The organism is Streptomyces subrutilus (assembly GCF_001746425.1).
In the GTDB taxonomy this organism is placed as follows: Bacteria; Actinomycetota; Actinomycetes; order Streptomycetales; family Streptomycetaceae; genus Streptomyces; species Streptomyces subrutilus_A.
In genome coordinates, this window is sequence record NZ_MEHK01000001.1 from 534,823 (window position 1) to 554,797 (window position 19,975).

Below are 19,975 nucleotides of genomic sequence, written 5' to 3' on the forward strand. Positions count from 1 at the left end.
CTGTCATGTCACTCCTGCGCGACGACGCCCTGTCGGTTGCCTTCGACCACGCGGCCGCACGGTACGACCTGTTGGTCGCGGCGAGTCCCGGCTACCACGGGCACCTGCGCCGCTCGGCCCGCCGACTGGGGTTGCCCTACGAGGGCCGCGGCGCCCGCGTCCTGGACCTGGGCTGCGGTACCGGTGCCTCGACGGCCGCCCTGCTGTCGGCCGCGGGGCGAGCCGACATCACCGGCGTGGACGCCTCATCGGGCATGCTGGAGCGGGCCGCCGCCAAACGCTGGCCCGCCCACGTCCGCTTCGTCCAGGCCTCGGCCGACCGGCTGGGGGCGGCCGGGGTCGACGGGCCGTTCGACGCCGTGTTCGCGGCCTACCTCTTCCGCAACGTGCCCGATGCCGATCACACGCTGGCCGCCGTGCGCGACCGGATGGCGCCGGGCGCCCGGATCGCCGTGCACGAGTACGCGCTCAGCGGGAAGCCGGTGCACCGCGCCTTGTGGACGGCGGTGTGCCGGGCGGTGATCATGCCGCTCGGCCGGGCGGGCGGCGACGCGGGACTGTACGAGCACCTGTGGCGCAGCGTGCTCGGCTTCGACACGGCCGAACGGTTCGCCGCGCGGATGCGCGCCGCCGGCTTCACGGACGTACGGGTTCTGCCGCTGCCGGGGTGGCAGACGGGGATCACCCACACCTTCGTCGCCCGGGTCGCCTCGTGAACCGGGCCCGCCCGGGCCGGGACCGCCGGGCCCAGCGGGTCGAAGCGCGGGGTGGTCTGGCCCGGGTCGAGGGGTACGTGCCCCGGGTGGCCGTGGTGGGCGGGGGCATCGCCGGGCTGTCGGCGGCGACCGTGCTCGCCGAACGCGGCGTCGGCGTCACCCTGTACGAACGGGACGCACAGCTCGGCGGACGGCTCGCGGGGTGGGGGACGCGGCTGGCGGACGGCTCGGAGGCGACGATGAGCCGCGGCTTCCACGCCTTCTTCCGGCAGTACTACAACCTGCGGGCGCTGCTGCGCCGTACCGATCCGGGACTGAACGGTCTGACCGGGCTTCCGGACTATCCGCTGCGCCACCGCGACGGCGGACAGGAAGGTTTCGCGCGCGTGCCGCGCACACCTCCGCTGAGCGCCCTCGGCTTCGTCGCACAGAGCCCTTCCTTCGGCTGGCGGGATCTGGGGCGGATGAACCCGCGGGCCGCACTGCCGCTGCTGGACGTCGGGGTTCCGGAGGTGTACGAGGCGCTGGACGGGGTGAGCGCCGCCGAGTTCCTGGCCGCGATCCGTTTCCCCGAAGCGGCGCACCATCTGGCTTTCGAGGTGTTCTCGCGCAGCTTCTTCGCGGATCCGGCGACGCTGTCGGCCGCGGAGCTGGTGCTGATGTTCCACATCTACTTCCTCGGCTCGAGCGAGGGCCTGCTGTTCGATGTGCCGCGCGAGCCGTTCCCGCAGGCTCTGTGGGACCCGTTGGCCAGGTATCTGGACGGGCTCGGCGTACGGATCCGTACCGGCACGGCCGTGGCCGAGGTGCGGCCCGACGGCGAGGAGCGGGTGGCGGTCGCCGCCGGGGCCGGCGCGGACCGCTACGACGGGGTGGTGCTGGCCCTGGACACGGGCGGGCTGCAGGCGGTCGTAGGCGCCTCGCCCGAGCTGGTGGACCCGCGCTGGCGGGAGCGGATCGCCGGTCTGCGGACGGCGCCGCCGTTCCTGGTGTCGCGGCTGTGGCTGTCGCGGCCGGTGGCGGGCGACCGGCACGGGTTCCTGGGGACCGCGGGCTACGACGGCCTGGACAACGTGAGCGTCCTGGACCGGTGGGAGGGCGAGGCGCACCGCTGGGCGCTCGCGACGGGCGGCTCCGTGGTGGAACTGCACGCCTACGCGGTCGATCCGGCGCAGCGGCGCTCCCAGGTGGAGGAGCGGCTCGTCCGCCGGCTGCGGGAGGTCTACCCGGAGACGGCGGACGCGAGGATCGTCGATGCCCGGCACGAATGGCGGGCGGACTGCCCCCTGTTCACCGTCGGCGGGTACCGGGACCGGCCCGGTGTGCGCACCGGTGACGCCCGCGTGGTGGTCGCCGGTGACATGGTGCGTACGGGGTTGCCGGTCGCGCTGATGGAGCGGGCGGCCACGAGCGGGTTCCAGGCGGCGAACGCTCTGCTGGAGCGGTGGGGGGTCAGGGGGGAGACGCTGTGGACGGTGCCGCGGCGGGGCCGGTCCGCGGCGGGGCGGGCACTGGCTGGGCTGGGCCGGCGCTGACCGGGCTGGGCCGGCGTTGACCGCCGTGGGCCGCTCTTGCGGCGGGCCGCCCCCGTAGGCCGCTCCTTCCGGCAGGCTGCTGCCGGCCGCCGGAGGGAGCGGCCCGCTCAGCCGGGGAAGCGGCCGCTGCTGCGCAGCTCCCAGCGGCGCTCGGCGTAGGCGAGGTCGTCCTGCCACAGACGGCCCGCCGCGCGCCGCACGAGGGGACGCAGCAGCGGAGCCGCCGTCCGGGCCAGGGCGAAGCCGGGCCGGTCGGAGACGGCGACGACGGCCTCGGTGACGCGGGTGCGGGGGCGGCCGTCGGGGCCGGTACCCAGCGGGGTGGCGTGCGTTTCGACCACGGAGCCCGCGCCTTCGCCTCCGGTGATGCGCATGACCACGGTACGGGGGCCGGGGGCGGTGAACTCGGCGGTCACGGGCACGACGACGCGGCGGGACAGCCTGAAGGAGACCCGTACGGTCAGGACGTCGGTCTCGGCTCCGTCGTCGAGGACGGCGAGGTCGACGAACGAGTACGGGTGGAACCACGCACCGTGCCAGGGATCCAGCCGGTTGGCGACGATGTCCTCGGGTTCGCAGGTGCCGGTGCCGGTGTAGACGGCGGTCAGGGCGGCGGCTGCGGGTGGGCGGGCCGGCGCGGCGGGCGCGTCGAGGGGCTCCTCGCCGCCGTGGTCGTCGATCCGTACCCAGGCCAGGACGCCGTCGTCGTGGGCCGGGTAGGGGGCCCAGCCGGCGAAGGGGGCGCCGTTCAGGGCGAGTCCGTGCCAGGGGCAGACGAGGGTGCCGCAGCGCACCGGGGCCTGGGCCAGCGCGGCGCCCAGGTGCGGGCATGCGCCGGGGCCCGCGACGAGGGTGCCGTCGGCGGCGCGCCAGGCCACGACTTCGGTGCCGGCGACGGTGCTGCCGTAGGCGGCGTCGCGGCGGACTGCGGCGCTGGGTCCGAGGACGTACCAGTTTCCCGTCGGGCGGGCCCGCGCGCGTTTGAGGGCCGCGTCGATGAGCCGCGGCGAGGCGGCCCGCCACGTCGGCTCCTGCCGGTGCCAGGCCACCGGGTCGCGTCGCAGGCTGAGCGGAAGGCGGGGGCGGCGGAAGGCTCGCGGGCTCATCGGGAGGGCTCCTCCAGAGCGGACGGCGCTGCGGTGGTCCTGGTTGCGGGGGCCCGGAGCCGGGCTGCGGTGATCGCGGCCAGGCCGGCCGCGGCGACTGCGGCCCGGCGGGTGAGGGGGACCGCGGAGCGGTGGTGGACGCTGGCGTATCCGTCGCGGGCGACGGCGTCGAGGATCTCCCCGTAGAGGACGAAGGCCGTGCGGACGCAGGGTCGGGAGACGGGGTCGAGCATGTCGAGGCCGGGTTTCGCCGCGGCGTAGAACTGCCGGGTGAGGGCGGCGGCCGAGCGCAGCGCCCGGGTGATGCGCGGGTCGCGGCGGCCGGTGCGCCTGCTCCAGAGCAGCAGCTCGCGGTCGACGCCGTCGGCGGTGAGCAGGTCGGCGGGCAGGTACACGCGGTCGCGGTCGAGGTCCTCGCCCACGTCGCGGATGAAGTTGGTGAGCTGGAACGCCTCGCCGAGCGCGGCGGCGTGCGGGGCGGCTTCGTCGCGCGGGGTGGTGTGGCCGAGTACGGGGAGCATCTGGAGGCCGATGACGGCGGCGGAGCCGTGCATGTAGCCGCGCAGCGCGTCCAGTGTTCCGTAGTCGGTGACGGTCAGGTCGCTGCGCATGGAGGCGAGGAAGTCGTCGAAGTGGCTGTGCGGGATGCGGTAGCGCTGCGCGGTGTGGGCGACGGCGGTCACCACGGGGTGACGGCCGGGGGCCCGTGCGTCCATCGCCGTACGGAGGTCGTGGGAGAGTTCCCCGAGCCGGAGCCCGCGGTCGTGGGGCGTGGTGGCGCTCAGGTCGTCGACGATGTCGTCGGCGAGCCGTGCGAAGCCGTAGAGGGCGTGCACGGCGGGGCGCCGGGCGGGGGGCAGGAGCCGGGTGGCGAGGAAGTACGTCTTGCCGTGCCGGGCGTTGAGACGGCGGCACTGCTCGAAGGCGGCGCGCAGGGCGGGGCCGGTGATGGCGGCGGCGTCGAGTTCGCGTCGTGTCATGCGGGGCCGCCCTTCGGCGTCGCGGGCGGGGATGCCGCCGCCGGGCGGCGGGCCGGGGTGATGCCGGTGATGCGGGCGGCGGCTAGGCGGCCGGAGATCAGGACGGTGGGGATGCCGACGCCCGGTGTGGTGCCGCAGCCTGCCAGGACCGCGTTGGCGGTGCCCCGCGGGAGGTTGCGGGGCCGGAAGGGCCCGGTCTGGGGGAAGGTGTGGGAGACGGAGAAGGGGGTGCCGGCACCGTGGCCGTCGGCGGTCCAGTCGGCGGGAGTGACGAGGACCTCGGTGTCCATGGCCTCCTCGAAGCCGGTCAGTCCGCGCCGTTCCAGTTCGCGCAGCAGACTGTCGCGGTAGCGGGGGCCGAGTTCCGTCCAGGCGGCCGCCGAGGGGCCGACGGAGGTGTTGGGGCAGGGCGCGAGCACGTAGTGGGTGTGCTTCCCGGGCGGGGCCAGCCCCGGGTCGGTGGCGGTGGGCCGGGTGATGAGGAGCGAGGGGTCGCTCATCAGGCGGCCGCTCCGGGTCAGCTCGTGGAACGTCTGCTTCCAGGCGGCGCCGAAAGAGATCGTGTGGTGGGCCAGTTCGGGCCACGTCCGGTCGGTGCCCGCGTGCAGGACCACTGCCGACGGCGAGTACCGCAGGGCGAGGGGGCGGCGCGGGCGGGCACCGAGCAGCCGGTAGGCGACGGGCAGGTCCGGGGTCAGGACGACCGCGTCGCAGGGGATGCGTTGCCGGTCGGTGACGACCGCGGTGATCCGGTCGCCGGTGCGCTCCAGGCGGCTGACGTGGTGCCCGTTGAGGAGGGTGGCACCCGCATCGGCGGCGGCCGCGGACAGCGCGGTGGGTACGGCGTGCATCCCCCCTTCGGGGAAGTACACCCCGGCGACCGTGTCCATGTAGGCGATGACGGCGTACGCCGCGAGCGCGCGGGCCGGCGGCACGCCCGCGTACAGGGCCTGGAACGAGAAGACGCGCTGGAGCCGTTCGTCGGCCAGGAAGCGGCCGATCCTCGGCTGGAGGCGGCCGAACCCGCCGAGCGCGGCGAGCCGGGCCAGGTCGGGGTGCAGGAGGGAGAGGGGCGAGTCGAAGTTGGTGTCGATGAAGCGACTCATCTGTGCCTGGTAGAGGGCGTGCAGCCAGTGGCGCAGGCGCCGGTATCCGGCCGCTTCCCGGCACCCGGCGAAGCGTTCGATCTCCGCCTCCATGGCTTCGGCGCCGGTGTGGACGTCGAGACTGCTGCCGTCCGCGAACCGGGCACGGTAGGCGGGGTGCAGCGGGTGCAGCGTGAGCCGGTCGGACATCGTCTGGCCGACCGCGGCGAACGCCTCCTCCAGGAGGTGCGGCATCGTGAGTACGGTGGGCCCGGTGTCGAAGCGGTGGCCGCCGCGCTCGATGAGGCCGGCTCGGCCGCCGGGCAGGGGGTCGCGCTCGACGAGGGTGACGCGTCGGCCCGCGCCCAGCAGGTGGAGGGCGGCGGACAGGCCCGCCAGGCCGGCTCCGACGACCACCACGTGGTCGGTTCGCCCGGTGACCGTCCTCATCGCACTCCGCCCTCGTGCCCGGCGAGCGCTGGGGGCGCCTGGTGCCCGTCGAGAGCCGGGGGCGGTGCGGCGGCCTCTCCCGGGGGTGAGGCCACGGCCGTCAGCAGTTCGGCGAGGTGCCGGGCGGCCGGGCCGCGCAGGCGTGCCGCCGCGAGGTGGAACCGGGCAGCCTGGGCCAGGCGCCTGATACGCCGCTCCACCTGCGCCGGAGCGCCGGTCGACCGCAGGGCGTCGCGCACCGAGGACAGCGCGGCCTCGGACAGGTCGGCGCTGCCGCGGCAGTCGTCCAGGAGGTCGATGACGTTCGTCGCCCCGACGGCGTGGGCCCGGGAGTGGGCCACGGCGAGGAGGTACGTCGCCTTCCCGGACCGGATGTCGTCCCCGGCGGGCTTTCCGGTCGCCTTCGGGTCGCCGAACACGTCCAGCAGGTCATCACGCAGCTGGAAGGCGACCCCCGCGCACCGGCCGGCGGCGGTCAGGGCACGTGCCGTCGTCTCATCGGCGCCCGCGAGCGCCGCACCGAGCGCCAGGGGCCTTTCGACGGTGTAGCGGGCGGTCTTCAGGCAGACGGTGCGGATGGCCTGGACGGCTGAGCGGGAGGAGGTCGCCTGACCGTGCAGGTCGAGGTACTGGCCGGCGACCATCTCGGTCCGCATGAGCCGCCAGATCCGCAGGATGTGCGGGCGCACGGTTGCCGCGAGGTCTGCGCCGGCCACCAGGTCGTCGGCCCATGACAGCGCGAGGTCCCCGGCCAGGACGGCGGCCGAACGGGCGAAAGCGCCCGGATCGGCCTCCTCGCCGTGCGCGGTGTGCCGCAGCGCGATCTGGGCGTGGAAGGAGGGCCTGCCGCGGCGCTCGGCCGAACGGTCCATGATGTCGTCGTGGATCAGGGCACAGCTCTGGATGAGTTCGAGCGCGGCGGCGACACGGAGAGCCGCGGGCGTCTCGGCGTCCCTGCCTCCGCAAGCCCGCAAGGCCCACCAGAGGAGCTGCGGCCGGATGCGCGCGCCGCCGCCGAGGGTGTAGGCACACAGCCGCTCGGCGATGTCGCCGGCGAAGACGGCGTCGAGGGACCTGCTCAGCGAGGCGAAGTCCTCGCAGCAGCGGGCGAGCTCACCGTTCACCGCGCCGACCACGTCCGTGTCGACAGCAGCCGCGAGAGCGGGGCCGGTACCCGGTGTGTCCTGACCTTGGCCCTCGGGGCCTGCCGTCGGATGTCGCTCTGCGGACTGCGCTCGCATTCGATCCTCCGTGTCGTGAGGTGGCACATACCGCCAGTTCCTCGTTCTCCGGGCGGACGGATGCAGTCGATCGCTTTCTCCCCTGCCCCGCGCGCTATGCGTCCCCCGACGGCCGCTGTCTCAGCCTGCGCGGCCCGCGAACCACCCGATGGGTGCATCCGCCTGCTCGGCCGCGTCGTGCCGGGGCGCCTGCGGGTGGGGGATGCCCGGCGGCGGCGCGGGTGCCGCGCCGGAGGGGGCCGGCGGGTCAGCGGTGCCGCGTAGGCCCGCGGGCCGGTCGGCGAGTCCGCCGGGGCCCAGCAAGCCGGTCGGTCCCACGGGCCCTGCTCGGCCGGGCGTAGATCCCCAGGTCAAGCCCGCCAGGCGAAGTCAGCACCCGCTGAGACCTCTGCTGGCCCTGGGAGGTAGGCGGTGCCATCCTTGAGGAGCAACCCTCGGCTCGCCGCATGTCCCGGCTCCGGCCTCACGTCCCGTCAGTCGCCGAGCGCGCTCGGCTCGCCATCCGCAGGCCGTCTCTCCCACCGTCGCCCCCGGGGGCCCGACATGCTTGATCTCCGCAAACGCCCCTCACTCGGCAGCGATCAGCGCGCCGTGGGCCGCTCATCGGTGAATTGCACGACGGAGGGGGGCGGTGTGTGCGTGATCACCCCCGCCGGAGAGTTCGAAGGGGAGGCCGCCCAGGCCGTGCGTGAGGTTCTGGAAGCGGTCGCGCACTCGACCGCCCGAAAGACGATCATCGACTGCACCCGCATCGCCTTCACCGACTCCGCGCTCCTGCACGTCCTGCTCGACGCGCGCCCCGCGCACCGCATGATCTTGGCCGGCCCCCTCCCCCGGCAGTTGGACGTGCTGCTCACGCGCACCGGCACGACGCATCTGTTCGTGATCGCGGACGACCTGACAGCGGCCCACTGTCTGTAGCCGCTCGGTCAATGCGGCCCGCGGCCCCGGTGGCAGTACGCGCGCAGCAGCGGGCGCCGGACGGCCGGCAGTCGGGCCAGGGTGTGCGCGAATGCGATGCGGTGGGGCCGCAGGCGGGCCCGAGGATGGGCGGCAGCGGGTAGTCGAATCGTGTCAGTGTCCGCGCGTCGCGGTGAGCGGGCGCGGGGCGGCGGCCAGGGTGGACATGGCCGGAGTCGACGACGGAGCGGAGAGAGCGGATGCGGTACATCAAGCTGAACGGCCTGGAGGTTTCCCGGGTCGGTCTGGGTGCCATGGGGATGACCGCCGGCTACACCGGCTCGGGCACCGACGAGGCGGAGTCGATCCGCACCGTGCACCGGGCGCTGGAGCTCGGTGTCACGCTGATCGACACCGCGGAGATCTACGGCCCCTACACCAATGAGGAACTGCTCCGCCGGGCACTGCAGGGCCGCCGCGAACAGGTGGTGCTGGCAACCAAGTTCGGCCTGGTCTCGCACGCGGGCAAGGGTGCGTGGAATCTCGACAGCGGCCCGGCCAACATCCGCACCGCTGTCGAGGGGTCCCTCAAGCGGCTCGGCACCGACCACATCGACCTGTACTACCAGCACCGGGTCGACCCGAACACACCGATCGAGGAGACGGCCGGTGCGGTCGGCGAGCTGATCGCCGAGGGGAAGGTCCGCTGCTTCGGCCTGTCCGAGGCCGGCCCGGACACCATCCGCCGCGCCCACGCCGTCCACCCCGTCACGGCGGTGCAGTCGGAGTACTCCCTGTGGACGCGGGGCGTGGAGGACCGGGTGCTGCCGGTGCTGCGCGAACTGGGCATCGGCCTGGTGCCGTTCTCCCCGCTCGGACGCGGCTTCCTGACCGGCACGATCCGCTCCACCGACCAGTTCGACGAGGACGACTTCCGGCGCGACAACCCGCGCTTCACCGGCGAGAACTTCCGGCGCAACCTGGCGATCGCCGACGAGGTCCAGGCCCTCGCCGCCGAGGTCGGCGCCACCCCGGCGCAGGTCGCGCTGGCCTGGCTGCTCGCCCAGGGCGACGACATCGCCCCGATCCCCGGCACCAAGCGCGTGGCCCGGGTCGAGGAGAACACCGCCGCCGACGGCATCACGCTGACCGGCGACCAGATCGAGAAGCTGGGCAGTCTGCCGCCCGCCGCCGGCGACACCCACACCGCATCCCAGGCACAGATGCTCGAACGCTGACCCGGTCGCGGCCGTCCGGCCGCCCGACGGCTCCCGCACACCGAGCGACAAGGAAAGATCCCCGTGCAGCACGTCACCCTGAACAACGGCGTCCGGATGCCGATCCTCGGCTTCGGCGTCTACCAGATTGCGCCGGAGCGGACCGAGCAGGCCGTCGCCGACGCGCTCGAGGCCGGCTACCGGCTCCTCGACACCGCGGCCGCGTACGGGAACGAAGAGGCCGTCGGCCGCGCCATCAAGGCCGGCGCCGTCCCCCGCGAGGAGTTGTTCGTCGCCACAAAGCTGTGGGTTCAGGACGCGCCGGCCGAGGACAGCACCCGCCGCGCCTTCGAGACGTCGCTGGCCAAGCTGGGCCTGGACCACGTGGACCTGTACCTGATGCACCAGCCCTACGGCGACGTGTACGGGCAGTGGCGCGCGATGGAGGACGTCAACCGTGAGGGGCTGGCCAAGGCGATCGGCGTCTCCAACTTCTACCCCGACCGGCTCTTGGACCTCATCCTCCACAACGAGGTCACCCCTGCGGTCAACCAGATCGAGACCCACCCGTTCTTCCAGCGCGCCGCCGACCACGACCTCATGCGGAGGCACGGAGTCCAGCACGAGTCCTGGGGCGGCTTCGCCGAAGGCAGGAACAACCTGTTCACCCACCCCCTCCTCGGCGAGATCGGGGAGGCGTATGACAAGTCCGCGGCGCAGGTCGTGCTCCGCTGGCTGATCCAGCGGAGCATCGTCAGCATCCCCAAGTCGGTCAGCCCCGACCGGATGGCGCAGAACTTCGACGTATTCGACTTCGCACTCACCGACGAGCAGATGGCCCGGATCGCCACTTTGGACACCGGCGCATCGCTGTTCTTCGACCACCGCGACCCCGAGATGGTCGCCTCGCTCGGCGGGCACCGTGTGAACGGCTGAGCGTGCGGGCACGATCGCCGCGCGTCGGCGACCTCAGGGGGCTGAGGCCTCTGTTTCATGGGCGAGGTCCGGCGTCGGGGCGGGGGGTCCGTCCAGCGGGTCGCTCCCCGTGTCGGGGAGGGCCGCGACCGGCAGGCCGGGTGCGGGACGCTGCCGCTCCTGGCGGTAGCGCAGGGCCATCACCGACAGGACGGCCGTGAGGCCGGCCGCCAGCATCGCCGCGCCGGTGGGCCAGGGCAGGAGGCCGCCCGCCGCGCTGCCCCAGAGGTCGAGGCCCATCAACGTCGCGACCGCGTGGACCCCCACCAGACCGATACCGGTCCCGGTCGTGACCGACCACACCCAGGCGCGGTCGCGCACCGTCACCAGCACGGCGAGGGCGAGGCACAGCACCGCCAGGCCCAGCAGGAGCCATGCCGACAGGCCGGTGTGGGCGAGGAGCGAGGCAGGGCGGCGGGGCAGGTACAGGAGTGCGGAGAGGGTCAGGGTCACCGCCACCGGCCACCGCATCACACGGCCGGCCACCGTGCGCTCGGCCTCCGCCTTCGATGCCTCACGCGGCGCGCGGCCGGTGCGCTTGCGCGCCCGGGATCGGGGCTCGGACTCCCGCTGGTCCTCGGACGGCCGCTGCTGCGGTTCGTCCTCTCCGGCGAGGAGTACGGCGAGGGAGATGACGTCCTCGATGGGGCGGCCGACCGCGGCGGCCCGCAGGGCCTGGTCCGCCGCGTCGGGACCATGTCCGGTCCCGCGCAGGAGCGTCACCAGATCGGCCACTTCGTCCACGGACCGTCGGGTCACCGCCGTTTCCAGCAGCGTGCGCAGACTGGCCGCGGCGGCGCGCGACGCCTGGTCCGGGTCTGCGTCCTCTCCCGACAGGGGGGCGGTGGCGGGTGCGGGGGGGGGCGAGGCCGGTGCGGGGTGCGGGGCCTCGGCCCCGCCCGCCTGAGGCTGTTCGTCCCCGGCGCCGGGCTCGGCGGCGGCCTCGGGTATGGCGTAGTCACTCATCGATCGCTCCGTCCGAACGCACCGTGTACGCGGCCATGCGCGAGAAGCTTGCGCGGGTTCAGCTCGCGAACAGAAGTTCACTCCTCGTAACGGTGCGGCACCGCGATCGACCGCACCATTCGGAGCAAGCAAACGGGTACGACCCCTTGTCCGGCCTGGGCTCCCCACCCCGAGCGGAAGCACCGTCGGTGTCCGGCGGAGGTCGGAGTGCGGACTCACCGGCGCTGGGACGCCGTACCGCTCCCGTCCGGGTGATCGGCTGCGGCGCATCAGGACGGCTTGCGTGGGCAGTCGCCGGTTATGAACCGACTTCCGGACACCGGGCCCTCCCACTGGATGCAGACGGCCACCATGCCGTCCTTCGCCCCGCTCTCAGGGGCCGCAGAAGCGGATGTGGCGGTGATCGGCGGCGGCATCGCCGGTCTCAGCACGGCGTGGGAACTCGCCCGGGCGGGGCTCAGGGTGATCGTGCTGGAGGCGGACCGCCTCGCAGGAGGCGTCACGGGCCATACGACGGGAAAGCTCACCGCACTGCACACCGCCGTGTACGACACCCTCCGGTCCGAGCACGGAGACGACGCCGCCCGCCGGTACGCGGCCTCCCAGAGCACCGCGCTGCGGCACGTCATCGAGGTGGCCGGGAAACTCGGCATCGACTGCGAAGTGGAGAGGCGGCCCGCCCTCACCTACTGCGAGCGGCCCGAGGGCGTCGAGGCGTTGCGCGCGGAAGCCGAAGCGGCCCGGGCCGCCGGGCTCGACGCTTCGTTCGTCACCCGGACCGACCTGCCCTTCCCCGTCGCGGGGGCCGTCAGGGTGGAGGACCAGGCACAGTTCCATCCGCTCAAATACCTGCGCGGCCTCGTCGACGACATCGTCGTGCTCGGCGGCCGGATCCACGAAGGCACCCGCGTCACCCGGCTCGACGACGGGGATCCGTGCAGCCTGACCACCGACTCGGGGGCCACCGTCTTGGCCCGGCACGCCGTGGTGGCCACGCACCACCCCGTGTTCGACCACGCCCTGCTCGCCGGCCGGCTGACCCAGCACCGCGATCTGGTGATCGCGGGCCCGCTGGCCGCCGGTCAGGATCCCCAGGGCATGTACATCACGGAGGAGGGCGGCAAGCGGTCCGTTCGCACCGCCCCGCTCGCGGACGGCGGCCGGCTGCTCATCGTCACCGGCGAGGCGTTCACCCCCGGCGAGGGCGGGGACACCGAGGCCGGGTACGCCCGTCTCCAGGCCTGGGCCGAGCAGCACTTCCCCGGTGTCACGATCACCCACCGGTGGGCGGCCCAGGACAACAGCGCGACCGACACCCTGCCCCTCATCGGCGGACTGCCAGGGGGCGGAGAGAACGTCTACGTCGCGACCGGCTTCGCCGGCTGGGGCATGACGGGCGGGGTCCTGGCCGGAACGATCATCGCTTCCCTCGTCGCTCGCGGACAGGAGCCGTGGGACGGCCTCTACGACCCCGGCCGTTTCGGCTCCGCTCTCCGCTCGGCGCCCACGCTCCTCAAAGCTCAGTGGGACGCGGGCAAGCACTTCGTCAAGGACCGCCTGGACGCACGCGGCGACGGCACCAACGGGCCCGTCCAAAGCCTGCGGCCGGGTGAGGGGACCGTGGTCCGTGCGGGTGGCTCACCGTGCGCCGTCCACCGCGACGACCAGGGCGAGCTGCACGCCGTGTCCGCCGTCTGCACCCACCTCGGCTGCCTCGTCGCCTTCAACAACGCGGAACGGACCTGGGAATGCCCGTGTCACGGTTCCCGCTTCGGTGTCGACGGCGAGATCCTCCAAGGCCCGGCGCTCCGTCCTCTGGAACGACGGGATCCCGGCGAGCTCTGAGCCTTCCCCGCCCGGTGCGGCCCGCGCGGCCGGCGGCTCAGGCCGTGCACCACGTGTCGGTGGCGGGGACGTACCTCACCAGCCCCCGCCTCTCGAAGTCGCGCAGCCACCCCTCCATGGGCCAGCTGCCCCAGCGGTCCTTGTAGAGGGCACCGTTGCGCAGGATGTCCTCGACGTGCTGCACGGGCGGGTTATGGGTCGGGTGGTGCTGGTGGTAGGCGGGAGCTCCGCCCACCCACCACACGTCCACTCCCCGCCTGGCTGCCGTGGCGGCGTAGTCGGTGTCCTCGGCCCCGTATCCGGCGTAGTCCTCGCAGAATCCCCCGATGCGGTCCCACGTGGGGGCCGTGAGGGCGAACGACAGCGACCAGAACAACCGGGGGTCCGCACCCCGGATGACCTGGCCGTCCGCGGGGGCGGGGCGGGCCGGGTGCGGCGGGGCCATGGCCGCGAGGTCGTCGAGCCGGTAGCCGCCGGCGGGCGGGGGCGGCAGGTAGGCGACCGTGCCGCAGAGCAGGGCGCCGTGCCGGGCGGCCCGGGCGTAGCCGTGCAGGAGGGCGGGGCCCGGCACGCAGTCCACGTCGAGGAAGACCAGCAGGTCCGCACCGGCCGCGAGGGCGGCCGCAGCGCCCGCGTTGCGGGCGGCGGCCAGCGGCAGCCGCCCGTTCCGCAAGGGGACGGTGATGACGTCCGCGGCCGGGTTCCTGTCGGCGACGAGGGCCGGGATCCCGGGGTCGGCCATCGAGACGACCACGTAGTGCCCCGGAGTGAGCGTGCCGCGGGCCAGGCCGTCCTGTTGCAGGAGCAGATGGGGGTGCCGGCCCGCCGCGATGGTGATCACCGCGGTCCGCATCCGGCCCGCCTCCGTGCGCGCAGGGACAGATCGGTGAGCAGGCGTCCTGCTCTCTGCGCTCCGTCGCCGGGGGACCAGCTCTCCCAGCGGTCTTGCCGGGCGGCTGCTTCCGCCAGCAGTCCGGTCCACGCCTGAGGGGGCGGCCAGTCCTTCCGCACGGTCGCCAGACCTGCCGCGTGCAGGGCCCGCGCGGTGGCGTGCTGCTCCCCGTGGGGCCGGTCCTGGGGGATGACGATGGCGGGAACGCGGGCTGCCGCGCACTCCGCGACGGCGTTCTGCCCCGCGTGGGTGACGACCACGTCCGCACGGCACAGTACGGGCCACGGGTCGTCGGTCCAGTCGGCCCGAGGGCCGCCGAGCACCGTCCACGACCAGGCGGGGGTGGCGCGGGCCGCCTCACCGAGTTGGCTCTCGGTGACGTCCGTCCCTCCTGCCCCGAGCATCACCGCCACTTCCCTCCGCGAGGCCGGGCCGCCGCGGCCGGGCACGGGACGGCTGCGGCCGTCGTAGCGGGAGATGCCCCCGGTGTGAAGGGTTTTGGCATGCCAGTGCGGGGGCCAGCCCGGCTCGGGGAGGGACTGCGGCCAGGGGGCGATGAGGGCGTCCGCGAGGTCGTAGGCGAGACGGTGGGCCTCGTCCCCGCGGTCGCCGCGCATGGCGGCGACCACCACCGGGACGCCCATCAGGCGGGCCAGGGCGGCGGCTTCGACCGACACGTCGCTGACGAACAGGGCGGGGTCCTCCCGGCCGATCCACCCGGCGATGATCCCCATCCGCTCGCGGTGCCCCGGATGACGGACCGGGGCCCAGTGCAGGCGTCCCCGGGCCGTGGGGTCGTCGGGCGCGTCGGCGGCGTCCGGGGGAAGGGACACCCAGGGGCCCGTCCACGACGGGGGCCTGGGCAGGGAGGACAGGATCGTCACGGAACCCTCCACCTGCGCGGCGATGCACTCGGCCCGGTGCAGATGGCCACGGCCCTGGTGGTGTACGTAGTAGCCGATCATCGCGCCACCTCCCCGTACAGGCTCGTGTAGGCGTCGGCGGTGTGGTCGAGGGAGCAGAACTGCTCCGCCCGTCTGCGGGCGTCTCGGCGATCGAGCTTCAGGGCGCGCGGGATGAGCTCCGCCAGGGCGTCCACGTCGCCCGGCGGGGCCAGCAGGCCGCAGTCCGGTGTGAGGATCTCCGACAGGGCGCCCCGGTCGAAGCCGCACACGGGTGTGCCGCAGGCCAGCGCCTCGGCGACCACCAGTCCGTACGGTTCGTCCCAGCTGGGTGTGACGAGAGCGGCGCTCGCGGACCCCAGCAGTGCGACGAGCCCCCGCCGGTCCAGATGGCCGACGTACCGCACGTCCCCGCCGAGCAGGGGCTCGACCCGGTCCTCGAAGTACGCGCGGTCCGAGATCGGGCCCGCGAGCCGCAGCGGCACGCCGGCCGCGCGAGCCGCCTCGATCGCCAGGTGGGGGCCCTTCTCGGCGACCAGGCGACCGGACCACACGAGCTCACCGCCCCCGGGGCCCGGCTTCCAGAAGTCGGTGTCGACGCCGTTGCGCACGACGCGTGCGGCCGGCACGGTGGGCCGCCAGGCACCGGCGGTGAAGCGGCTGACGGCCGTGAAGGTCACGGGGCAGTGGTCCTGTGCCTTGATGGCGGACTCCAGCCACGGGGTGGGCGGCGTGTGGAGCGTGGTCACCACCGGGACGCGGAGTGCCGACGCCATGGCGACGGGAAGGTAGTGCAGGCTGTTGTTGTGTACGACGTCGAAACGGTGCTCGCCGTCCCGCGCAAGGTCCAGCATCAGCCCCAGGTAGGCGTGGTGCTCTGCCATCCACCGCCCGCTGGGCATGCTCACATCGGAACGTGCCGCATCGCTCAGCACGGTCCGGCGCACGGGGAGTTCGCGCGCGCCCAGCGCCCGGTCGGAGCCGGGTGCGGCGAAGAGCTCCACGTAGTGGCCGCGCCGGCGCAGGGCGTGCGCGAGCCACCATGTATGGGCTTCCAGCCCGCCGGCGAACGGCTCGCTGATCGGAAAGCGGGCAGAGGCGATGAGAGCCACCCGCATGCGGCTCATTGCAGCGTGCTCGCGTACAGGGCGCGATGCGCGGCGGCGAGGGCGTCGCGCTCCTGGGCACGCTGCCGCGCGGAGGCCCGGGGCGCGGGCCTTTCCTCGTACGCGGTCCGCACCGCCTCGCGCAGCGATTCCTCGTCGAGGCCGCCTCGCTGGGTGTGCCCGTAGGTCAGGCAGGGGCGTTGCTGGGCGTAGAAGCCGCAGTCCGGGGCCGCGACGGCGGTGCCCAGGTCGTGGCACGCCTCCAGCCACCCGGAGTGGGTTCCGAAGCGGTAGGGCAACACCGACAGGTCCAGTGAGGCGAGGTAGTCCCAGAGCTGTTCGTCGTCGTAGTAGTCGTGGACGCTGAGCGTGAGACGGCCCTGGTCCGCGAATTCCTCCAGCGCCTTCAGGAGGTGCGGGGCGTGGGCGGCGGAGGCCGGGTCCGCCACCTCCCGGTGGATGTCGATCTGGAGTTCGGCGTCCGGGAGCTCGGCCACCGTGTCCGCCAGGACCCGGACGACCGGGAGGACGGCCATGTTGGGCCGCAGACTCTTGGCGTGCACTCCGACCCGGAACCGGTCGCGGCGCGGCCGGGGGCGGCTGAGGCGTGGCAGCTCGACCACGTGCGGATGGGGCAGCACGGTTGCCGTCCGGTTCCAGCGGCTTCGGATGCTCTGGGCGGCGCCGGGGGTCAGGGTGACCAGGTGGTCGGCCGCCGGGATGACCACGTCGAGGGCGGCGTCGTGGGGGGCGGGGTCCGGCTGATGGGGGTTGCGGAGGTCGTGCACCGTGTACACGAGCGGTTTGCCGTGCCGGCGGAGGGTCTCCACCAGCTGGGAGAGTTGGGCCGGGCTCTGGGCGTCGAAGCCGAAGTGCAGGTGGAACACGTCGAAGTCGTCGTGGTGGCTGCTCACCCAGTCCGGGTCGAGCATGACCGGCGGCCACCAGCGTTGCGACGTGCTGGGCGCCCCGTTGGGCCGGGGGTCGCGCAACCGCCGGACGCCGTCGGGCTCCGGCGCGGAGCAGTGCCGGACGTACACGTGGCCGGCGGGTACGGAGGCGACCCGGATCTCTCGAGCGGGCGCGGCGGACAGCGGCGGCCGATCAGTCACGGTGTACTCCTTCGACGAGGGGAGGCGGCGACGGACCACGGCAGGCATTGCCGACCCGCTCCAGTGTGTGGAGCACCATCCGGACCCGCACCCGGGTGCAGGAGGTCGCGGACCGCCGGAAGGGCGTCCCGGCATGGGGCTGGACCGGACGGGCCGAGGGGTCAGCCGTCCGCCAGGCGGGTGAGGAACCGCTCCGCGAACCGAGCCGCGGCCCCCCTCGCCCCATGGGCTTCGACATCCGTGCTGCGCAGCAGGTCGAGCACGACCGCGCCCTGCATGAGGACCAGGCACGCCCGGTCCGTCTGCGGCAGGTGCGCCAGGAATGCGCGTACCCGCCTGTCGGCGGCGCCTCCGTACGGGTACGTCCGGGCGGCCTTGCCGACCGGCGCCCGCGCGCACAGTGCCGCCAGAACCGCGTCCGGCTGCTGGTCCCGGCCGGAGTCGACGAACAGCAGTACGACCCAGTCCCGGGTGAGGAACCGGTCGACCGCGTCCGCGTCCCGAAGCTCGATGAGGTCCATGGATCCATGGTCGAGGTCATCGCGCCGATGCCGCCGCCGCAGGCATCCGGGCATCCGGGCATCCGGGCATCCGGGCATCCGGGCATCCGGGCATCCGGGCATCCGGCGGCGAGCGGGCCGCGGCACATCGCGGTTCGTTCGCGGCGGGCCTCGTCACGGGGTCGGGCCGAGAAACTGTTCCAGCCAGTCCGCGGCAGCGCGCCGGTAGAGCCGCCTGTTGTCCGCGCGCAGGAATTCGTGGCCCTCGTTGCGCAGCGTCAGCTGCCGTGCCGGCACACCGCGGTCGCGTGCCGCGCGGACGAACTGTTCGGACTCCGTGGGCGGCACGTTGGTGTCGTGCTCCCCGTGGACGGCCAGTACGGGGGCGCGCAGCTGATCGATGCGGCTCATGGGGGACAGCGCGCGCAGCAGCTCCCGGTCATGGTGGGGGTGCCCGTACTTGGCGGCGGCGGACTGCGCGATCCACGGCTCCGTACCGGCGAAGAACGTGGCGAAGTCCGACATCCCGCAGACCGCGACCCCGGCGCGGAAGAGGGCCGGATGCCAGACCAGGGAGGCCATGGTGAGGTAGCCGCCGTACGAGCGGCCCATCACCCCGAGCCTCAGGGGGTCCGCGTAGCCGAGCGAGACCACGTGTGCGGCGCAGTCGGCGACGTCGTCGATCGCCGCGAACCGGCCCGCGCCGAGGTCGGCGTCCACGAAGGAGCGCCCCCAGCCGGACGAGCCGCGGACGTCGGGGGCGAACACGTCCAGCCCCCTGCCGAGGAGCTCGTGGTACAGCGGGCTGAACACCGGCCGTTCCTGTTCCTCCGGCCCCCCGTGGAGGTGGATCACGCACGGAGCCGGCCGGCCCGGGTCCTGCTCCGGCGCACGGTAGTACCAGCCGCCGAGTACGAGCCCGTCGCGGGCCTCGCAGCGCAGGGGCACTGGGCGTACGGGAGGCCGCCCCGGCGGGACCGCGTCCGCGTCCCGCGCCGACCAGCCGGTGCGCGCGGGCACGAGACCTCCGTCCAGTTCCCAGATGCCGGGCCTGCGCCGGGATCCCGACAGGGCGGCGAACAGTCCGCCGCGCTCCACGGGCGCGATGCGGGTCACCACCTCGTGGGGCAGGACCGGACGGTTTCGCGGCCCGATCTCGCCGTCCGTACGGCCGGGGGCGAGACCCACGCTTTCCAGTTCGGTCGCGCCGTGCGCGTTCCAGGCGAGGACGGCCCACCGGCCGTGGTCGGGCACGCTCAGCAGGTCGAGGGCGGACTCCTCCCGTTCGGCGGCGACGGACAGACCCCGGGGCCTCCCCTCCTCGTCCAGCCGAACCCGCAGGAGGGCCGCGAACTCCCGCTCCGCGTCGCTGCGCAGCCAGAGCGTCCGCGCGTCGGCGGAGAACCGGCCGATCCAGGGGTCCCCGTCGGCGACGTGCAGCGCGAAAGTGGTGCGGCCCGTGCCGGTGTCGAGTACGAGGGCCTCCCGTCGGCCGCGCGGGCCGCGGCGGACGAGCGCGAGGCGGCCGTCGGCGCTCGTGTCGCACACCCGGAGGGAGGCCGCTCCCTCCTCGCTGAACAGGAGGGCCGGGGCGGCGGCTCCGTCGGGGTCCACCAGGTAGGCGGCCAGCCCGCCGCTCCGGGCCGGCCCGAGGTCGGCGACCGGCGCACCGCCCCCTACCGGAAGGCTCGCGACGCCTACGGACGGGGCCAAGTTCTGCGGGGCCACCCGTTGCGCTGCCCCCTTTTCGAGCAGGGTCGCGGGGCCGTCGCGCCCCGGCCACTCCGAGCCCGGTGGCCCGTTGCCGGCCGGCGAGGCCCCGTCCGCGTCCGTGTCCGGAGGCAGGTGGCCCGGTCCGCTGTGCTCCGAGCCCGCTGGGGAGGGCTGTGCGACCGTGACGGCGAGGGCGGTGCCGTCGTGCGTCCAGCACCCGAGGTGGGCCGAGCTTTCCGGCTCCGCGCCCGCGAGGACCCGGCGTCCGGTGCCGTCGGGCCGCACCACCAGGACCCGGGTGTGCTCGCCGCCTCCCGGCGCTGAGGTGTAGGCGATCCACCGCCCGTCCGGCGACCAGGAGACCTCGGTCACCGGGTCGGGATCTGCGTCCAGCACGTGCGCCTCGGCGCCCCGGGCGGGCCCGCTCCACAGCTGGGGGACCCCGGCCCGGTCGCAGATGAACGCCACGTGCTCCCCGGTCGGATCGGCCGACGGGTACCAGCAGCCGTGTGCGGTCAGCAGGGTCGGCGGGTCGGCGGCGCGATGACCGGGCATCCGTACCGGCGCGGGGGCCGGGGCAGGGGCGGCGGGTGCGGGTGCCGGCCCGGCCGGGGGCGCTCCGGCTCCTGGGGGGTCGGCGGCCCCGCGGGGCGTTTGGGGCGCGTGCCTCAGGGGACTCGTGTGCTCCAGGGGCATGGGCCGCCTCTCCCAGGCTCTTTCAGGGCTTCGTCTTT

17 protein-coding genes are annotated in these 19,975 nt (G+C 74.2%); 6 read left to right on the top strand and 11 right to left on the bottom strand.

All coding sequences use genetic code 11. The features are described from left to right. Positions 1–5 precede the first annotated feature (5 nt). Together BGK67_RS03295 and BGK67_RS03300 are read left to right on the top strand one after the other, a co-directional pair. Positions 6–716 (top strand): class I SAM-dependent methyltransferase, encoded by a 711-nt coding sequence (locus BGK67_RS03295; RefSeq protein ID WP_069918469.1) that lies wholly within the window; start codon positions 6–8, stop codon positions 714–716. Beyond that, positions 713–2,251, top strand: a complete 1,539-nt coding sequence (locus tag BGK67_RS03300) for an FAD-dependent oxidoreductase (protein ID WP_069918470.1) — start codon at positions 713–715, stop codon at positions 2,249–2,251. The genes BGK67_RS03295 and BGK67_RS03300 overlap by 4 nt, the downstream gene beginning before the upstream one ends. Before the next feature lie 107 nt (positions 2,252–2,358). Here the strand turns inward: BGK67_RS03300 and BGK67_RS03305 are convergent, their stop codons facing one another. From BGK67_RS03305 to BGK67_RS03320, 4 genes are read right to left on the bottom strand one after another with little or no spacing between them, the layout of a single operon-like run. Continuing rightward, positions 2,359–3,357 carry a Rieske (2Fe-2S) protein gene (locus BGK67_RS03305; protein WP_069918471.1) on the bottom strand — a complete coding sequence of 333 codons (999 nt, stop codon included), beginning with the start codon at positions 3,355–3,357 and terminating at the stop codon, positions 2,359–2,361. Next, on the bottom strand, positions 3,354–4,337 hold the full coding sequence (locus tag BGK67_RS03310; protein ID WP_069918472.1) for a phytoene/squalene synthase family protein: 984 nt from the start codon (positions 4,335–4,337) through the stop codon (positions 3,354–3,356). Before BGK67_RS03310 ends, BGK67_RS03305 begins: the two co-directional genes overlap by 4 nt. After that, the gene (crtI, locus tag BGK67_RS03315) at positions 4,334–5,872 is read right to left on the bottom strand and encodes a phytoene desaturase family protein (RefSeq protein ID WP_069918473.1); all 1,539 of its coding nucleotides are present in this window, start codon (positions 5,870–5,872) and stop codon (positions 4,334–4,336) included. Before crtI ends, BGK67_RS03310 begins: the two co-directional genes overlap by 4 nt. After that, on the bottom strand, positions 5,869–7,113 hold the full coding sequence (locus BGK67_RS03320; RefSeq protein ID WP_079153984.1) for a polyprenyl synthetase family protein: 1,245 nt from the start codon (positions 7,111–7,113) through the stop codon (positions 5,869–5,871). The genes crtI and BGK67_RS03320 overlap by 4 nt, the downstream gene beginning before the upstream one ends. A 543-nt stretch (positions 7,114–7,656) precedes the next feature. Between BGK67_RS03320 and BGK67_RS03325 the strand changes: the two genes are divergently transcribed. The 3 genes from BGK67_RS03325 to BGK67_RS03335 all read left to right on the top strand — a co-directional run bounded on the left by BGK67_RS03325 (position 7,657) and on the right by BGK67_RS03335 (position 10,166). Then, complete coding sequence (locus tag BGK67_RS03325; RefSeq protein ID WP_347878396.1) at positions 7,657–8,034, top strand: STAS domain-containing protein; 378 nt, start codon at positions 7,657–7,659, stop codon at positions 8,032–8,034. A gap of 239 nt (positions 8,035–8,273) precedes the next feature. Beyond that, the gene (locus BGK67_RS03330) at positions 8,274–9,251 is read left to right on the top strand and encodes an aldo/keto reductase (RefSeq protein ID WP_069918475.1); all 978 of its coding nucleotides are present in this window, start codon (positions 8,274–8,276) and stop codon (positions 9,249–9,251) included. 63 nt (positions 9,252–9,314) lie between these two features. Continuing rightward, a complete protein-coding gene (locus tag BGK67_RS03335) occupies positions 9,315–10,166 on the top strand; it encodes an aldo/keto reductase (RefSeq protein WP_069918476.1) in 852 nt (283 codons plus the stop codon). Positions 10,167–10,199: 33 nt separating this feature from the next. On the opposite strand, the gene BGK67_RS03340 is transcribed toward BGK67_RS03335, so the two are convergent. Further along, positions 10,200–11,171 (bottom strand): hypothetical protein, encoded by a 972-nt coding sequence (locus BGK67_RS03340; protein ID WP_069918477.1) that lies wholly within the window; start codon positions 11,169–11,171, stop codon positions 10,200–10,202. A 300-nt stretch (positions 11,172–11,471) separates the two neighbouring features. Here BGK67_RS03340 and BGK67_RS03345 point away from each other — a divergent pair, with 300 nt between their 5' ends. Next, positions 11,472–13,016 carry an FAD-dependent oxidoreductase gene (locus BGK67_RS03345; RefSeq protein ID WP_069918478.1) on the top strand — a complete coding sequence of 515 codons (1,545 nt, stop codon included), beginning with the start codon at positions 11,472–11,474 and terminating at the stop codon, positions 13,014–13,016. Positions 13,017–13,053: 37 nt separating this feature from the next. Here BGK67_RS03345 and BGK67_RS03350 read toward each other — a convergent pair whose 3' ends face one another. From BGK67_RS03350 to BGK67_RS03375, 6 genes are all read right to left on the bottom strand, one after another. Continuing rightward, the gene (locus BGK67_RS03350) at positions 13,054–13,869 is read right to left on the bottom strand and encodes a glycosyltransferase family 2 protein (RefSeq protein ID WP_069918479.1); all 816 of its coding nucleotides are present in this window, start codon (positions 13,867–13,869) and stop codon (positions 13,054–13,056) included. After that, positions 13,854–14,873: a glycosyltransferase gene (locus BGK67_RS03355; RefSeq protein WP_069918480.1), complete on the bottom strand. Its 1,020-nt coding sequence runs from the start codon at positions 14,871–14,873 to the stop codon at positions 13,854–13,856. The genes BGK67_RS03350 and BGK67_RS03355 overlap by 16 nt, the downstream gene beginning before the upstream one ends. Next, a complete protein-coding gene (locus BGK67_RS03360; RefSeq protein ID WP_244291126.1) occupies positions 14,870–15,928 on the bottom strand; it encodes a glycosyltransferase in 1,059 nt (352 codons plus the stop codon). Before BGK67_RS03360 ends, BGK67_RS03355 begins: the two co-directional genes overlap by 4 nt. Before the next feature lie 5 nt (positions 15,929–15,933). Further along, positions 15,934–17,028 (bottom strand): glycosyltransferase family protein, encoded by a 1,095-nt coding sequence (locus BGK67_RS03365; RefSeq protein WP_244291127.1) that lies wholly within the window; start codon positions 17,026–17,028, stop codon positions 15,934–15,936. A gap of 161 nt (positions 17,029–17,189) precedes the next feature. Continuing rightward, complete coding sequence (locus BGK67_RS03370; protein WP_069918482.1) at positions 17,190–17,549, bottom strand: hypothetical protein; 360 nt, start codon at positions 17,547–17,549, stop codon at positions 17,190–17,192. 153 nt (positions 17,550–17,702) lie between these two features. Next, the gene (locus BGK67_RS03375) at positions 17,703–19,937 is read right to left on the bottom strand and encodes a prolyl oligopeptidase family serine peptidase (RefSeq protein WP_069918483.1); all 2,235 of its coding nucleotides are present in this window, start codon (positions 19,935–19,937) and stop codon (positions 17,703–17,705) included. Positions 19,938–19,975 lie beyond the last annotated feature (38 nt).

What these genes read in the sequence shown, in the direction of transcription:
- BGK67_RS03295 (WP_069918469.1), top strand. Translation starts at nt 6, where the DNA reads ATGTCACTCCTGCGCGACGACGCCCTGTCGGTTGCCTTCGACCACGCG.
- BGK67_RS03305 (WP_069918471.1), bottom strand. Translation starts at nt 3,357, where the DNA reads ATGAGCCCGCGAGCCTTCCGCCGCCCCCGCCTTCCGCTCAGCCTGCGA.
- BGK67_RS03310 (WP_069918472.1), bottom strand. Translation starts at nt 4,337, where the DNA reads ATGACACGACGCGAACTCGACGCCGCCGCCATCACCGGCCCCGCCCTG.
- crtI (WP_069918473.1), bottom strand. Translation starts at nt 5,872, where the DNA reads ATGAGGACGGTCACCGGGCGAACCGACCACGTGGTGGTCGTCGGAGCC.
- BGK67_RS03320 (WP_079153984.1), bottom strand. Translation starts at nt 7,113, where the DNA reads ATGCGAGCGCAGTCCGCAGAGCGACATCCGACGGCAGGCCCCGAGGGC.
- BGK67_RS03325 (WP_347878396.1), top strand. Translation starts at nt 7,657, where the DNA reads ATGCTTGATCTCCGCAAACGCCCCTCACTCGGCAGCGATCAGCGCGCC.
- BGK67_RS03330 (WP_069918475.1), top strand. Translation starts at nt 8,274, where the DNA reads ATGCGGTACATCAAGCTGAACGGCCTGGAGGTTTCCCGGGTCGGTCTG.
- BGK67_RS03340 (WP_069918477.1), bottom strand. Translation starts at nt 11,171, where the DNA reads ATGAGTGACTACGCCATACCCGAGGCCGCCGCCGAGCCCGGCGCCGGG.
- BGK67_RS03345 (WP_069918478.1), top strand. Translation starts at nt 11,472, where the DNA reads ATGAACCGACTTCCGGACACCGGGCCCTCCCACTGGATGCAGACGGCC.
- BGK67_RS03350 (WP_069918479.1), bottom strand. Translation starts at nt 13,869, where the DNA reads ATGCGGACCGCGGTGATCACCATCGCGGCGGGCCGGCACCCCCATCTG.
- BGK67_RS03355 (WP_069918480.1), bottom strand. Translation starts at nt 14,873, where the DNA reads ATGATCGGCTACTACGTACACCACCAGGGCCGTGGCCATCTGCACCGG.
- BGK67_RS03360 (WP_244291126.1), bottom strand. Translation starts at nt 15,928, where the DNA reads ATGCGGGTGGCTCTCATCGCCTCTGCCCGCTTTCCGATCAGCGAGCCG.
- BGK67_RS03370 (WP_069918482.1), bottom strand. Translation starts at nt 17,549, where the DNA reads ATGGACCTCATCGAGCTTCGGGACGCGGACGCGGTCGACCGGTTCCTC.
- BGK67_RS03375 (WP_069918483.1), bottom strand. Translation starts at nt 19,937, where the DNA reads ATGCCCCTGGAGCACACGAGTCCCCTGAGGCACGCGCCCCAAACGCCC.